Source organism: Massilia sp. LXY-6 (assembly GCF_051233485.1).
In the GTDB taxonomy this organism is placed as follows: Bacteria; Pseudomonadota; Gammaproteobacteria; order Burkholderiales; family Burkholderiaceae_D; genus Telluria.
In genome coordinates this window covers 50,516-63,383 of the sequence record NZ_JBKFGF010000042.1, presented here as the reverse complement: position 1 = coordinate 63,383, position 12,868 = coordinate 50,516, and the positions used below count along the sequence as shown (strand labels likewise).

The window sequence follows — 12,868 nt, the reverse complement described above, 5'->3', positions numbered from 1 at the left end:
GCGCCGGCTCGCTTATTTCACAGCTTGCGCATCACAGCTTACGCATCACAGCTTAATAAAATGTTCGCGGTAGTAGCGCAGTTCCTCGATCGACTCGACGATGTCGGCCAGCGCGGTGTGCTTCTGGTGCTTCTTGAAACCGGACGCCAGTTCGGGCTTCCAGCGGCGGCACAGTTCCTTCAGGGTCGACACGTCCAGGTTGCGGTAGTGGAAGAAGGCTTCCAGCTTCGGCATCCCGCGCGCCATGAAGCGGCGGTCCTGGCAGATCGAATTGCCGCACATCGGCGACTTGTTGGCCGGCACCCACTGCTTCAGGAAGGCGATCAGCTGCTCTTCGGCCTGGGCTTCATCGACGGTCGAGGCTTTCACGCGGTCGATCAGGCCGGATTTGCCGTGCGTACCCTTGTTCCAGGCGTCCATCTTGTCCAGCGTCTCGTCGCTCTGGTGGATCGCGAACACGGGGCCTTCGGCCAGGATGTTCAGCTCGGCGTCGGTGACCACGACGGCCACTTCGATGATGCGGTCGTTGTCCGGATCCAGGCCGGTCATTTCCATGTCGAGCCAGACGAGGTTCATATCGTTCGGGCGCGGGCTTGCAGTCGGGGTTTGGGTTTCGTTGGCTTGTGACATAATTCGTTCTTTGTTAATCAGCTCTGATTAGTCGGGGTCAGAGCACAGGCGTGAAAACCGTGATCTGACCCCGAAATGGTGGATTTTCTCACAGGCACACGATGCTTTCATTCGCGTTTTCGGTTTTGTTCGTCATTTTCTTCATGCTGACCCTGGTGTTGCGGTACTGGCTGGCGAGCCGGCAGGTCCGCCACGTCGTGGGCCATCGTGAACAGGTGCCGGCCGAATTTGCCGGCAAGATCCCGCTCGAGGCGCACCACAAGGCCGCCGACTACACGGTCGCCAAGACCCGCTTCGGCCTGATCCATGCGATCTACAGCGGCATCGTGCTGATCGGCTTCACGCTGCTGGGCGGCCTGCAGGCACTGTCGATCGCGCTGCTGCATGCGTTCGGGCCGGGCATGGCGCACCAGATCGGGCTGATCGTGGCCTATGTGCTCATCGCCGGCGCGCTCGACCTGCCCTTCACGTACTGGTTCCAGTTCGTGCTGGAGGAGCGCTTCGGCTTCAACAAGATGACGCTCAAGCTATGGCTGGCCGACACCCTCAAGAGCACGCTGCTCGGCGCCGTGATCGGCCTGCCGCTGCTGTGGCTGGTGCTGACCCTGATGGAGCGCAGCGGCCCGCTGTGGTGGCTGTATGCCTGGCTGGCCTTCAGCGCCTTCCAGCTGCTGCTGATGGTGATCTACCCGACCCTCATCGCGCCGCTGTTCAACAAGTTCACGCCGCTCGCCGACGACAGCCTCAAGAACCGCATCGAGGGCCTGATGGCGCGCGTCGGCTTTGCCTCGAAAGGCCTGTTCGTGATGGACGGCAGCAAGCGCTCGGCACACGGCAATGCCTATTTTTCCGGCTTCGGCGCCAACAAGCGCATCGTGTTCTTCGACACCCTGCTGGAACGCCTGGCTCCTGCCGAGATCGAGGCCGTGCTGGCCCACGAACTGGGCCACTTCAAGCTCAAGCACATCGTTAAGCGCATCGTGGTCGCGTTCGCGCTGTCGCTGGTGTTCCTGGCCCTGCTCGGATGGCTGAAGACCCAGGTGTGGTTCTACACCGGCCTGGGCGTGCTGCCGCTGCTGGGCCAGAACAACGACGCGATGGCCCTGCTGCTGTTCATGCTGGTGCTGCCGGTGTTCACCTTCCCGTTCGCGCCGCTCACCTCGATCACCTCGCGCAAGCACGAGTTCGAGGCGGACGCCTTCGCGGCCAGCCACAGCGATGCGCGCGACCTGGTCTCGGCGCTGGTCAAGATGTACGAGGACAATGCCTCGACCCTGACGCCGGACCCGCTGCACTCGGCGTTCTACGATTCGCATCCGCCGGCGTCGATCCGGATCCGCCGCCTGCACGAAGCCGGCACCCCGGCCGGCGCCGGCATGGAGCCGGCATGAGCGCGCCTCTGCCATTGAATCAGCGCCACTGCACGCACGGCGCGGCGGCCCTGGATGACGCGGCCGTCACCAGCCTGCCGGCCCAGCTGCCGGACTGGCGCCAGGAGAATGCGGATGGCGGCCAGCGCCTGGTGCGCGAGTTCCTGTTCCGCGACTACCACGAGACCATCGAATTCGTGAACGCGCTGGCCTTCATGGTCCACCGCGAAGACCATCATCCGGACTTGCAGGTGGGCTACCGCCGCTGCACCGCTTCCTGGACCACGCACTCGGCCGGCAACCGGCTGAGCGAAAACGACTTCATCTGCGCGGCGAAGGCCGACGCACTTTACGCGGGACGGGCAGGCGCATGAGCAAGAACAATAACAATAACAATAACAATAAGCCGGAGGAACTGAACGGCACCATCGTCGCGGCGCACGGCCGCCACTACCTGGCCGAGGTCGGCGACGCCGAGTCGCACGAATTCCTGCAATGCGTCACGCGCGGCAAGAAGACCAACGTCGCGGTCGGCGACATCGTGCACCTGCAGCGCACCTCGAACAACCAGGCCGTGATCGAGAAGATCGCCGAGCGCAGCACCCTGCTGTATCGCTCCGACCAGTACAAGTCGAAGCTGCTGGCGGCGAACATCACGCGCCTGTTCATCGTCGTCGCCACCGAGCCGAGCTTCGCCGACGACCTGGTCTCGCGCGCCCTGGTGGCCTGCGAGGCGGCCGGCGTCGAGGCTCACCTGATCCTCAATAAGATCGACGTGACTGAACCGCTGGCACGGGCGCGCGAGCGCGCGGGCCTGTACGCGAGCCTCGGCTATCCGCTGCACGAGGTGTCGGCCAGGACCGATCCCGATGGCACCGTCGCCACCCTCACGCCGCTGCTGGCCGGCCAGTCCTCGATCTTCATCGGCCAGTCCGGCATGGGCAAGTCCTCGCTGATCAACCTGCTGGTGCCGGACGCCGACATCGCCGTGCGCGAGATTTCCGAAGCGCTCGACACCGGCAAGCACACCACGACCTTCACCCGCCTGTACCGCCTGCCCGCAGCTGAAGGCGAAGCGCGCGGGCAGATCATCGACTCGCCGGGCTTCCAGGAATTCGGCCTGTACCACCTGACGGAAGGCATGCTGGAGCGCGCCTTCGTCGAGTTCAAGCCCTTCCTGGGTGGATGCAAATACTACAATTGCCGGCACCTGGCCGAGCCCCAATGCGCGGTCCTCGGCGCGGTCGCGGACGGCAAGATCGCGAAGATCCGGCACGAGCTGTATGCGCAATTGCTGCACGAGTCCGAACAGACCTTGTATTGATGGAATATAATTCATCGGATACCCGCATCTCCAAGACATGACATGGCTGGCCAAACTCCCATCAAGCACTTCCTGCAATTCTCCGACTTCTCCCGCGACGAGTTCGAGTACGTCATCGAGCGCGCGGCTGTCATCAAGCGCAAGTTCAAGGCCTACGAGGTGTACCACCCGCTGGTCGACCGCACTCTGGTGATGGTGTTCGAGAAGAGCTCGACCCGGACCCGCCTGTCCTTCGAGGCGGGCATGCACCAGCTGGGCGGCGCCGCGATCTACCTGAACACCCGCGACAGCCAGCTTGGCCGCGGCGAGCCGGTCGAAGACGCCGGCCAGGTCATGAGCCGTATGTGCGACATCATCATGATCCGCACCTTCGGCCAGGACATCATCGAGCGCTTCGCCGCGAATTCGCGCGTGCCGGTGATCAACGGCCTGACCAACGAACACCACCCCTGCCAGGTGCTGGCCGACGTGTTCACCTTCCACGAGCACCGCGGTTCGATCGTCGGCAAGACCGTGGCCTGGATCGGCGACGCCAACAACATGCTGTATTCGTGGCTGCAGGCGGCCGAGGTGTTCGGCTTCCACCTGAACGTGTCGACCCCGAAGGGCTACGACATCGACCCGGCGCTGGTCACCACCAAGAACTACAGCTTCTTCGAGAATCCGTCGGACGCCTGCGCAGGCGCGCACCTGGTCAACACCGACGTGTGGACCAGCATGGGCTACGAAAAAGAAAATGCCGAACGCCTGAAAGCCTTCGACGGCTTCATGGTCGACGGTGCGAAGATGGCGCGTGCCGCACCCGACGCGCTGTTCATGCACTGCCTGCCCGCACACCGCGGGGAGGAAGTGGCGGCCGAGGTCATCGACGGCCCGCAATCGGTAGTGTGGGACGAAGCCGAGAACCGGCTGCACGTGCAGAAGGCGCTGATCGAGTACCTGCTGCTGGGCCGCATCGAAGATAAATAAGGCATCACCAATCACCTTCAGCTTGATCGTCATCCCGGGCATGGTCCGGGCTGGCTGACCATCATTCCCTCCATCTCATTCACTGGAACTCCCATGAGCGACATTAAAAAAGTAGTCCTCGCCTACTCCGGCGGCCTCGACACCTCGGTCATCCTCAAATGGCTGCAGGATAACTACAAGTGCGAAATCGTTACCTTCACCGCCGACCTGGGGCAAGGTGAAGAGCTGGAACCGGCGCGCGCCAAGGCCATCAAGTTCGGCATCAAGCCGGAAAACATCTACATCGACGACGTGCGCGAAGAATTCGTGCGCGACTTCGTGTTCCCGATGTTCCGCGCGAACACCGTCTACGAAGGCGAATACCTGCTGGGTACCTCGATCGCGCGCCCGCTGATCGCGAAACGCCTGATCGAAATTGCCAATGAAACCGGCGCCGACGCCGTCTCGCACGGCGCGACCGGCAAGGGCAACGACCAGGTGCGCTTCGAGCTGGGCGCCTATGCGCTCAAGCCGGACGTCAAGATCATCGCCCCGTGGCGCGAATGGGACCTGCTGTCGCGCGAGAAGCTGCTGAAGTACGCGGAAGACGCCGGCATCGACATCGACATGAAGCACAAGAACGGCGGCGCGCCCTACTCGATGGACGCCAACCTGCTGCACATCTCCTTCGAAGGCCGCCACCTGGAAAACCCGAGCGCGGAAGCCGAGGAATCGATGTGGCGCTGGACCGTGTCGCCGGAAGCGGCACCGGACCAAGCCGAGTACCTCGACATCGAATACGAGCGCGGCGACATCGTCGGCCTGAACGGCGTCAAGATGAGCCCGGCCCAGGTGCTGACCGAGCTGAACCGCCTGGGCGGCAAGCACGGCGTCGGCCGGCTTGACCTGGTAGAGAATCGCTACGTCGGCATGAAGTCGCGCGGCTGCTACGAAACCCCGGGCGGCACCATCATGCTGCGCGCCCACCGTGCGATCGAATCGATCACCCTGGACCGCGAAGTGGCGCACCTGAAGGACGACCTGATGCCGCGCTACGCCTCGCTGATCTATAACGGCTACTGGTGGGCCCCGGAGCGCGTCGCGCTGCAGACCCTGATCGACCACACCCAGCAGAGCGTCAACGGCTGGGTCCGCGTGAAGCTCTACAAGGGCAACGTGATCGTGGTGTCGCGCGACTCGAAGACCGACTCGCTGTTCGACATGAACATCGCCACCTTCGACGAAGACGGCGGCGCCTACAACCAGGCGGATGCGGGCGGCTTCATCAAGCTGAACGCGCTGCGCATGCGGATCGCCGCGAAGGCGAAGGCTAAGCGTAGCTAAATCCCATGGGGTCAGAGCCCGGTTTTCAAGGTTGGGCTCTGACCCCATCTGATCTTGCCATGGGGTCAGAGCCCGGTTTTCAAGGTTGGGCTCTGACCCCATCTGATCTAGGAAAAGCCGCCGATCCGAAAAGCTCGGCGGCTTTTTCCATCCCGCTTTTCATATCGCCGCGAGCGCGCTACCATCCGGACTTCACCTCCGCCCGACATGCGCGAAACGAGCGAAACCAACCCCTGCCGGTCCTGCGGCGCCTGCTGCATGAGCTACCGGGTTTCTTTCTACTGGGCCGAAGCCGAGCAGCGCGGCCTGCCCGCCGTCCTGACCGAACAGCTCAGCCCCTACCTCGCCTGCATGGCGGGCACCAACGCGAGGCGCCCGCATTGCGCGGCCCTGCAACGGTCGCCGGACGGGTCGTTTGCCTGCCGCGTGTATGCGCAGCGCCCCGAACCTTGCCGCGACGTGCAGATCGGCGACGAAAAATGCCTGCAAGCCAGAGCGCGCCATGGCTTACCGCCGCTGATGCATGACGAGGCATAACAGCCGCGCAGGAAATTTTGCCACTTGGCAAAATCGTCGCGACCCTGGACGGCCAGGCGCGCTGCTTCAGGTCCGCTGCTTCAGATCATCACCGGTTCCGGCTCGAGCAGCACGCCGAAGCGCGCCTGCACGTCGGCCTGGATCGCACGCGCCAGCGCCAGCACTTCCTCGCCGCTGGCGCCGCCATTGTTCACCAGCACCAGCGCCTGCTTCGGGTAGACCCCGGCGCGGCCCAGCTGCCTGCCCTTCCAGCCGCACTGGTCGATCAGCCAGCCGGCCGCCAGCTTTTCGCTGCCGTCGGGCTGCGCATGGTGGACCAGCTTCGGCCAGGCCTGCAGCAGGCGGGCGCAGTGCTCGCCCGGCACCACCGGATTCTTGAAGAAGCTGCCGGCGTTGCCGATCTCGGCCGGGTCGGGCAGCTTGCGGCGCCGGATCGCGACCACGGCGTCGGACACCTGGCGCGGCGTCGGTGCGCTCGCGCCCTGCGCCTCCAGGGCCTGGGCCAGCTCGGCGTAGCGCAGGTTCGGCACCCAGGCGCGCGGCAGCGCGAACGTCACGTCCAGCACCGCCAGGTGGCGCCCGTCCGCGTGCTTGAACACGCTGTCGCGGTAGCCGAAGCGGCAGGCCGCGGCGTCCATGGTACGCGTCGTTCCCGCCTCGAAATCGAAGGCGGTGAGCGAATGGAACAGGTCCTTGACCTCGGCCCCGTAGGCGCCGATGTTCTGGATCGGCGAGGCGCCCACCGTGCCCGGAATCAGCGACAGGTTCTCCAGACCGCCCAGGCCCTGCTCGAGGGTCCATTGCACGAAGCTGTGCCAGTTCTCGCCGGCGCGTGCGCGCACCAGGACTTTATCCGGGGTCTCGCCGACGATCTCCTTGCCCATCAGGGCCATGTGCAGCACCAGCAGGTCGACATCGGCGCGCGTGATCAGGAGGTTGCTGCCGCCGCCCAGCAGCAGGCGCGGCAGCGCAGCCAGGGCCGGGTCGGCGGCCAGCGCCGCCAGCTGCGCGGGGTCGATCACGCGCAGGTAGCGCCGCGCGCGCGCGTCGATGCGGAAAGTATTGAATTGCTGGAGAGAGATGTTTTGTTCGATGGGCAATGCTTGCATGGCTGGGTCCGAGGTTGGCCCGCTGATTATAGTGGGAAACAAGCGCCTGGGCGCCAGGCGGCCGTGCCGTCCGTTACAATATCGCCATCACCACCTACGCAAAACAAAAAGGAACACACGATGCCATCGTTTGATGTGGTCTGCGAAGCAGACATGGTTGAAGTCAAGAACGCCGTCGATCAATCCAGCAAGGAAATCGAGACTCGCTTCGACTTCAAGGGCACCTCGGCCAAGGTCGAGCAGAAAGACAAGGAAATCACCCTGTTCGGCGATTCCGACTTCCAGATCAGCCAGGTCAAGGATGTCCTGCTGAACAAGATGACCAAGCGGAAGGTCGACGTCCGCTTCCTGGACGAAGGCAAGATCGAGAAGATCGGCGGCGACAAGGTCAAGCAGGTGCTGAAAGTGCGCAATGGCATCGAGAGCGAGGACGCCAAGAAGATCACCAAGCTGGTCAAGGAAAGCAAGATGAAGGTCCAGGCCTCGATCCAGGGCGAATCCGTGCGCGTCACCGGCAAGGACCGCGATACGCTGCAGGAAGCGATCGCGATGCTGCGCAAGGACGTCACGGACCTGCCGCTCGCTTTCAACAATTTCCGCGACTAGAACGCCGGTTTTTAGCGCACGAGCGTGCGATAAATGCCCCTCTCCGCCCGCCTTCTCCTAGGGTAAAATGGCGGGCGAACAGTCTTTGGTTGGTAAGGGATGCAATGAAACGTGTAGATGATTTCCGCCTGCGTATGGGCAACAAGGAATACGTGCCCATCATGATCGGCGGAATGGGGGTCGATATCTCGACGTCCGAACTGGCGCTGGAGGCGGCACGCCTCGGCGGCATTGGCCATATTTCCGACGCGATGGTCCCGGACGTCTCGGACCGCAAGTTCGATACGAGCTTCGTCAAGGAAAAGACCAAGCTCTACAAGTTCAACATCAACAACATGGACAAGTCGGTGGTCCAGTTCGACCTCGACCGCCTGGCCGAGGCGACGCGCCTGCACGTGGGCGCGACCATGCAGGCGAAGAAAGGCGATGGCCTGATCTTCGTGAACTGCATGGAAAAGCTGACCATGAACGCGCCGAAGGAAACGCTGCGCACCCGCCTGTCGGCCGCGCTCGACGCGGGCATCGACGGCATCACGATGTCGGCCGGCCTGCACCTGGGCTCGTTCGACCTCATTAAAGATCACCCGCGCTTCCGCGACGCCAAGCTGGGCATCATCGTCTCGTCCGTGCGCGCGCTGCAGCTGTTCCTGCGCAAGGTCTCGCGCCTGGACCGCCTGCCCGACTACATCATCGTCGAAGGCCCGCTGGCCGGCGGCCACCTCGGCTTCGGCATCGACGACTGGCAGCAGTACGACCTGCACACCATCATGGACGAGATCCATGCCTTCATGCGCACCGAACAGCTGGACATCCCGCTGATCGCCGCGGGCGGCATCTTTACCGGCAGCGATGCGGCCGGCTTCCTGGAAAAAGGCGCCGGCGGCGTGCAGGTGGCGACCCGCTTCACCGTCACCCACGAGTGCGGCCTGCCGCTGGATGTCAAGCAGGAATACTACCGCGCCAGCGAGGAAGACATCATCGTCAACGGGGTCTCGCCGACCGGCTATCCGATGCGGATGCTGAAGCAGACTCCGGCGATCGGTTCGGGCATCCGTCCAGGCTGCGAGTCCTACGGCTACCTGCTGGACGCCACCGGCAACTGCGCCTACATCAACTCGTACAACCGCGAAGTGCAGGCGAATCCGGACTCGAAGAACATCCGCGTGTTCGACAAGACCTGCCTGTGCACGCACATGCGCAATTTCAATTGCTGGACCTGCGGCTCGACCACCTATCGATTGAAGGACACGACCCACAAGCTGGGCGATGGGCGCTACCAGATTCTTTCTGCCGAACACGTGTTCAAAGATTACCAGTTCAGCACCGACAACCAGATCGCCTTGCCGCCGCGTGAGGAAGTGGCCGCCTGACACTCAGGCGGAACAGTTCCCCGGAACCGCTGTCCAATAGCGGTGGTCTTGCACAGGGGAACCGCATGTTCGACACCGATCCGCCCGCCCGCGCCGTCTTCATGACGGACGACGCGGGCAGCATCATTACCTGGAACCGAGGGTGCGAGGCCCTGTTCGGCATTCCCGCCGGGAGCGTCCTCGGACGTCCCGTCACCAGCCTGTTCGTCGCCAGCGCGCGCGACGCCTGGACTGCCGGCTGGGCCGCCCTCGCCCAGCATCCCGAAGGCGCGCAGTTGAACGCCGACCTGCGCTGCAGCGACAGCCGCATCTTCGCCGCCACCCTGGCACTCGCCCCGCAGTTCGATGCCGCCGGCAAGCCGCTGGGCTGCGCCATCGCCGTCACCACCGAGTTCGAACGCGGCGCGCCGGAGTCCGAGCACGTGGCGCGCACGCCGCTGTCGGCCGTCGTCGACCTGTTCCCCGGTACCTTCTATGCCCTCAACCGCGAGGGTCGCTTCGTGCTCTGGAACCGCAACGTGGAGCGCCTTTCCGGCCTGGCGCCGGAAGAACTCGCGGCCGCGCGCGCGCCCGACCTGCTCGATCTACACCAGCGCCCGCTGCTGGCCAGGGCGATCCGCCGCGTGTTCGACGAAGGCGCCGAGATGAAGCTCGAGGTAGACTACGTCGCCAAGAACGGCAAGGAAATCCCGGTGCTGCTGTGCGGCACGCGGGTGCGCTGCAACGGCGGCGAGTACGTGTTCGGCGTCGGCATCGACATCGCCGAACGGCGCCAGCGCGAGGAACAGCTGCGCCTGCGCGAGCGCGCCCTGCACGCGGCCAGCAACGGCATCGTGATTGCCCGTGCCGACGGCCGGGACAACCCGATCGAATACGTCAACCCGGCCTTCGAGCGCATCAGCGGCTACAGCGCGGCGGAAGTCATCGGGCGCGATTCCCGCTTCATGGCCGCGCCGGGCATGGATACGGGCGAGCGCGTCGTGCTGCGCGAGGCGATCGCCGCCCGGCGTGCGGTCAACGTGGTGCTGCGCAACCTGCGCAAGGACGGCGAACTGTTCTGGAACGACCTGAACATCACCCCGGTGCATGACGAGCACGGCACGGTGACCCATTTCATCGGCGTCATCAACGACGTCACCGCCGCCATACAGCGCACCGCCCACCTCGAGCACGAGGTCAACCACGACGCCCTGACCGGGCTGGCCAACCGCAACCTGCTGTGGGACCGGCTGGAGCAGGCCCTGCACATGGCGCAGCGCCAGAAGTCGCTGGTGGCGACCGTGCTGATCGACCTGAACAACTTCAAGACCATCAACGACACCCTGGGCCACGAAGCCGGCGACGTGGTGCTGAAAGTGGTCGCGCGGCGCCTGCAGGCCTCGGTGCGCGACAGCGACACGGTAGCGCGCATGTCGGGCGACGAATTCGTGCTGGTGCTGGCCAACCAGCCCTCGCTGCGCTTCACCTTGCGCATGGTGGAGCGGCTGCGCCAGAGCTTCGCGATCCCGGTCTCGTTTAACGGCCGCGAGATCCCGGTCGGCGCCAGCGTCGGCGTGGCGCTGTATCCGAACGACGGCACCACCGCCACCGAGCTGGTGCGCGCCGCCGACGTCGCGATGTACCACGGCAAGGGCAGCGGCCACAACGACGTGCACTTCTTTTCCGCCGACATGCGGTCGAGCAACGATGCCAAGCGCAAGATCGAGGAAGGCCTGTACCACGCGCTCGAGAACGACGAGCTGTTCCTGCTCTACCAGCCGCGCGTCTCGCTACGCAACGGCAAGGTGATGGGCTTCGAGGCCCTGCTGCGCTGGCGCCATCCGGACCACGGCGTACTGCCGCCGAGCCGCTTCCTGACGGAGGCGGAAGAGAACGGCGTGATCGTGCCGATCGGCCAGCGCGTGCTGGAGCAGGCCTGCGCCTTCGCCGCCCAGTTGCGCCAGCTCGAGCTGGCCGGGGTGCCGGTCACCGTCAACGTGTCCTACCGCGAGTACAGCCAGGGCAACTTCGTCCAGAACCTGTCGGCACTGCTGGCGCGCTACGCCCTGCCCGCCGGCAGCCTGGAGCTCGACCTGCCGATCGACGGCCTGCTGCGCAATCCCGGGCTCGGGCGCGACCTGTCGCGGCAACTGCGCACGCTCGGCGTATGCCTGTCCGTGGACGGCTTTGGCACCGGCCTGTGCGACCTCGCCTACCTGCAACAGCTCGAAGCCGGCCAGCTCAAGCTGTCGCGCACCACCGTGCACGGGATCGCCGACGGCACCAGCGCCCTGGTGAAGAGCCTGATCGACATCGGGCACAACCTGAACATGGAGGTGGTCGGCGAGGCCGTGGAAACCGTCCCGCAGGTGGAATTCCTGAAATCGCATGGGTGCGACCAGTTGCAGGGACTCTGGTTCTGCGAGCCGCTGGCCGCCGAGGCGGCACAGCAGATGCTCCGATCGCATCAACCCGCTTAGTTGTGCTCGTAAAGCTACTGCGCAGCCCGGGCGCGGCCTGCGGTGCTCGCTACGCTTTCCGAGCACAACCCTGCAATTTCAGTAATAAAAACCTTTAGCCTTCCGAAATAATCCGCTGAATCAGGGCGCCCAGCACGTCTTCCGCCATTTCATTCGACACCTGGCATGTCCCCGCATTTTCGTGCCCGCCACCGCCGTATTCCAGCATCAGCGTGCCGATATTCGTGTTCGAACTGCGGTTCAGGATCGACTTGCCGGTGGCAAAGACCGTATTCTGGTTCTTCAGCCCCCACAGCACATGAATCGAGATGTTGGCTTCCGGGAACAGCGCGTAGATGAGAAAGCGGTTGCCGGCATAGATCGTCTTTTCTTCGCGCAGGTCGAGCACGACCAGGTTCTTGTGGACCCTGGCGCAGCGGCGGATCTGCTGCTTGCACAGTTCCTTGTGCTCCAGGTACAGCGCGGTGCGCTCGCGCACGTCGGCGAGCTGCATGATCTGGTCGATGCCGAGGGTGCGGCAATGGCCGATCAGGTCCATCATGAGCTGGTAGTTCGAGATCCGGAAGTCGTGGAAGCGGCCCAGCCCGGTGCGCGCGTCCATCAGGAAGTTCAGCAGGTTCCAAGCCTGCGGATCGAGTACCTCCTCGCGTGAGAAGCGCGCGGCGTCGGCCTTGTCGACCGCGTCCATCATGCTGCGCCAGGCGGCCGGGAAAGCGCGCGCGCCGCCGTAGTAGTCGTACACGACCCGCGCCGCCGACGGCGCCCGGTGGTCGATCACGTGGTTTTCGCGGCGCCCGTTGTTGCGGATGGTTTCCGACAGGTGGTGGTCGAAGGCCAGGTAGGCCCCGGCCACATAGGGCAGATTGGTGGTGATGTCGCGCCGGCTGATTGCGACTTTCCCATCCTGCATGTCCTTCGGGTGGACGAACAGGATGTCGTCGATGAGGTCCAGATGCTTGAGCAGGACGGCGCAGACCAGGCCGTCGAAGTCGCTGCGGGTAACAAGACGGTAGCGTTGAGGAACGGTCGACACGGCTTTCCCTTTCATTTCATGAGGAACGAATAATGGGCTGGCGCAGCCAGGGCGTCGTTCATCATACCTTGCAAATTTGCATCTTTCAAAGCGGCAATGACCTGATTTGCAATCCACTCCCCCGTTCCTGCAGGCTGT

At 64.2% G+C, this 12,868-nt stretch carries 12 protein-coding genes; 9 read left to right on the top strand and 3 right to left on the bottom strand.

The genetic code is table 11. From position 1 onward, the window contains the following. Positions 1–45: 45 nt before the first annotated feature. Complete coding sequence (gene orn, locus ACI48D_RS19015; protein WP_435572811.1) at positions 46–630, bottom strand: oligoribonuclease; 585 nt, start codon at positions 628–630, stop codon at positions 46–48. Positions 631–731: 101 nt separating this feature from the next. Here orn and ACI48D_RS19010 point away from each other — a divergent pair, with 101 nt between their 5' ends. The 6 genes from ACI48D_RS19010 to ACI48D_RS18985 all read left to right on the top strand — a co-directional run bounded on the left by ACI48D_RS19010 (position 732) and on the right by ACI48D_RS18985 (position 6,153). Continuing rightward, the gene (locus ACI48D_RS19010) at positions 732–2,021 is read left to right on the top strand and encodes a M48 family metallopeptidase (RefSeq protein WP_435572810.1); all 1,290 of its coding nucleotides are present in this window, start codon (positions 732–734) and stop codon (positions 2,019–2,021) included. Further along, positions 2,018–2,374, top strand: coding sequence for a 4a-hydroxytetrahydrobiopterin dehydratase (locus ACI48D_RS19005; RefSeq protein ID WP_435572809.1), 357 nt, complete (start codon positions 2,018–2,020; stop codon positions 2,372–2,374). Before ACI48D_RS19010 ends, ACI48D_RS19005 begins: the two co-directional genes overlap by 4 nt. Then, positions 2,371–3,324 carry a ribosome small subunit-dependent GTPase A gene (gene rsgA, locus ACI48D_RS19000; protein WP_435572808.1) on the top strand — a complete coding sequence of 318 codons (954 nt, stop codon included), beginning with the start codon at positions 2,371–2,373 and terminating at the stop codon, positions 3,322–3,324. Before ACI48D_RS19005 ends, rsgA begins: the two co-directional genes overlap by 4 nt. Positions 3,325–3,366: 42 nt before the next feature. Next, entirely contained in the window at positions 3,367–4,293 is a 927-nt protein-coding gene (gene argF, locus ACI48D_RS18995; RefSeq protein ID WP_435572807.1) for an ornithine carbamoyltransferase, read from the top strand. 93 nt (positions 4,294–4,386) lie between these two features. Further along, positions 4,387–5,616: an argininosuccinate synthase gene (locus ACI48D_RS18990; RefSeq protein ID WP_435572806.1), complete on the top strand. Its 1,230-nt coding sequence runs from the start codon at positions 4,387–4,389 to the stop codon at positions 5,614–5,616. 207 nt (positions 5,617–5,823) lie between these two features. After that, complete coding sequence (locus tag ACI48D_RS18985) at positions 5,824–6,153, top strand: YkgJ family cysteine cluster protein (RefSeq protein WP_435572805.1); 330 nt, start codon at positions 5,824–5,826, stop codon at positions 6,151–6,153. Between the two features lie 80 nt (positions 6,154–6,233). On the opposite strand, the gene murB is transcribed toward ACI48D_RS18985, so the two are convergent. Then, positions 6,234–7,262 carry a UDP-N-acetylmuramate dehydrogenase gene (murB, locus tag ACI48D_RS18980; protein WP_435572804.1) on the bottom strand — a complete coding sequence of 343 codons (1,029 nt, stop codon included), beginning with the start codon at positions 7,260–7,262 and terminating at the stop codon, positions 6,234–6,236. A 120-nt stretch (positions 7,263–7,382) separates the two neighbouring features. On the opposite strand from murB, the gene ACI48D_RS18975 reads away from it, so the two are divergent. The 3 genes from ACI48D_RS18975 (at position 7,383) to ACI48D_RS18965 (ending at position 11,697) form a co-directional block, all read left to right on the top strand. Beyond that, positions 7,383–7,868, top strand: coding sequence for a YajQ family cyclic di-GMP-binding protein (locus ACI48D_RS18975; protein WP_435572803.1), 486 nt, complete (start codon positions 7,383–7,385; stop codon positions 7,866–7,868). Between the two features lie 104 nt (positions 7,869–7,972). After that, positions 7,973–9,238 (top strand): nitronate monooxygenase, encoded by a 1,266-nt coding sequence (locus ACI48D_RS18970; RefSeq protein WP_435572802.1) that lies wholly within the window; start codon positions 7,973–7,975, stop codon positions 9,236–9,238. Positions 9,239–9,303: 65 nt separating this feature from the next. Continuing rightward, a complete protein-coding gene (locus ACI48D_RS18965; RefSeq protein ID WP_435572801.1) occupies positions 9,304–11,697 on the top strand; it encodes a sensor domain-containing protein in 2,394 nt (797 codons plus the stop codon). A 94-nt stretch (positions 11,698–11,791) separates the two neighbouring features. Here the strand turns inward: ACI48D_RS18965 and ACI48D_RS18960 are convergent, their stop codons facing one another. Beyond that, a complete protein-coding gene (locus tag ACI48D_RS18960; protein ID WP_435572800.1) occupies positions 11,792–12,745 on the bottom strand; it encodes an exopolyphosphatase in 954 nt (317 codons plus the stop codon). Positions 12,746–12,868 lie beyond the last annotated feature (123 nt).

Excerpts from the sequence above, each read along its gene's own strand:
- ACI48D_RS18990 (WP_435572806.1), top strand. The coding sequence starts at position 4,387 with ATGAGCGACATTAAAAAAGTAGTCCTCGCCTACTCCGGCGGCCTCGAC.
- murB (WP_435572804.1), bottom strand. The coding sequence starts at position 7,262 with ATGCAAGCATTGCCCATCGAACAAAACATCTCTCTCCAGCAATTCAAT.
- ACI48D_RS18975 (WP_435572803.1), top strand. The coding sequence starts at position 7,383 with ATGCCATCGTTTGATGTGGTCTGCGAAGCAGACATGGTTGAAGTCAAG.
- ACI48D_RS18985 (WP_435572805.1), top strand. The coding sequence starts at position 5,824 with ATGCGCGAAACGAGCGAAACCAACCCCTGCCGGTCCTGCGGCGCCTGC.
- orn (WP_435572811.1), bottom strand. The coding sequence starts at position 630 with ATGTCACAAGCCAACGAAACCCAAACCCCGACTGCAAGCCCGCGCCCG.
- ACI48D_RS18970 (WP_435572802.1), top strand. The coding sequence starts at position 7,973 with ATGAAACGTGTAGATGATTTCCGCCTGCGTATGGGCAACAAGGAATAC.
- argF (WP_435572807.1), top strand. The coding sequence starts at position 3,367 with ATGGCTGGCCAAACTCCCATCAAGCACTTCCTGCAATTCTCCGACTTC.
- ACI48D_RS18960 (WP_435572800.1), bottom strand. The coding sequence starts at position 12,745 with ATGAAAGGGAAAGCCGTGTCGACCGTTCCTCAACGCTACCGTCTTGTT.
- ACI48D_RS19010 (WP_435572810.1), top strand. The coding sequence starts at position 732 with ATGCTTTCATTCGCGTTTTCGGTTTTGTTCGTCATTTTCTTCATGCTG.
- ACI48D_RS19005 (WP_435572809.1), top strand. The coding sequence starts at position 2,018 with ATGAGCGCGCCTCTGCCATTGAATCAGCGCCACTGCACGCACGGCGCG.
- rsgA (WP_435572808.1), top strand. The coding sequence starts at position 2,371 with ATGAGCAAGAACAATAACAATAACAATAACAATAAGCCGGAGGAACTG.
- ACI48D_RS18965 (WP_435572801.1), top strand. The coding sequence starts at position 9,304 with ATGTTCGACACCGATCCGCCCGCCCGCGCCGTCTTCATGACGGACGAC.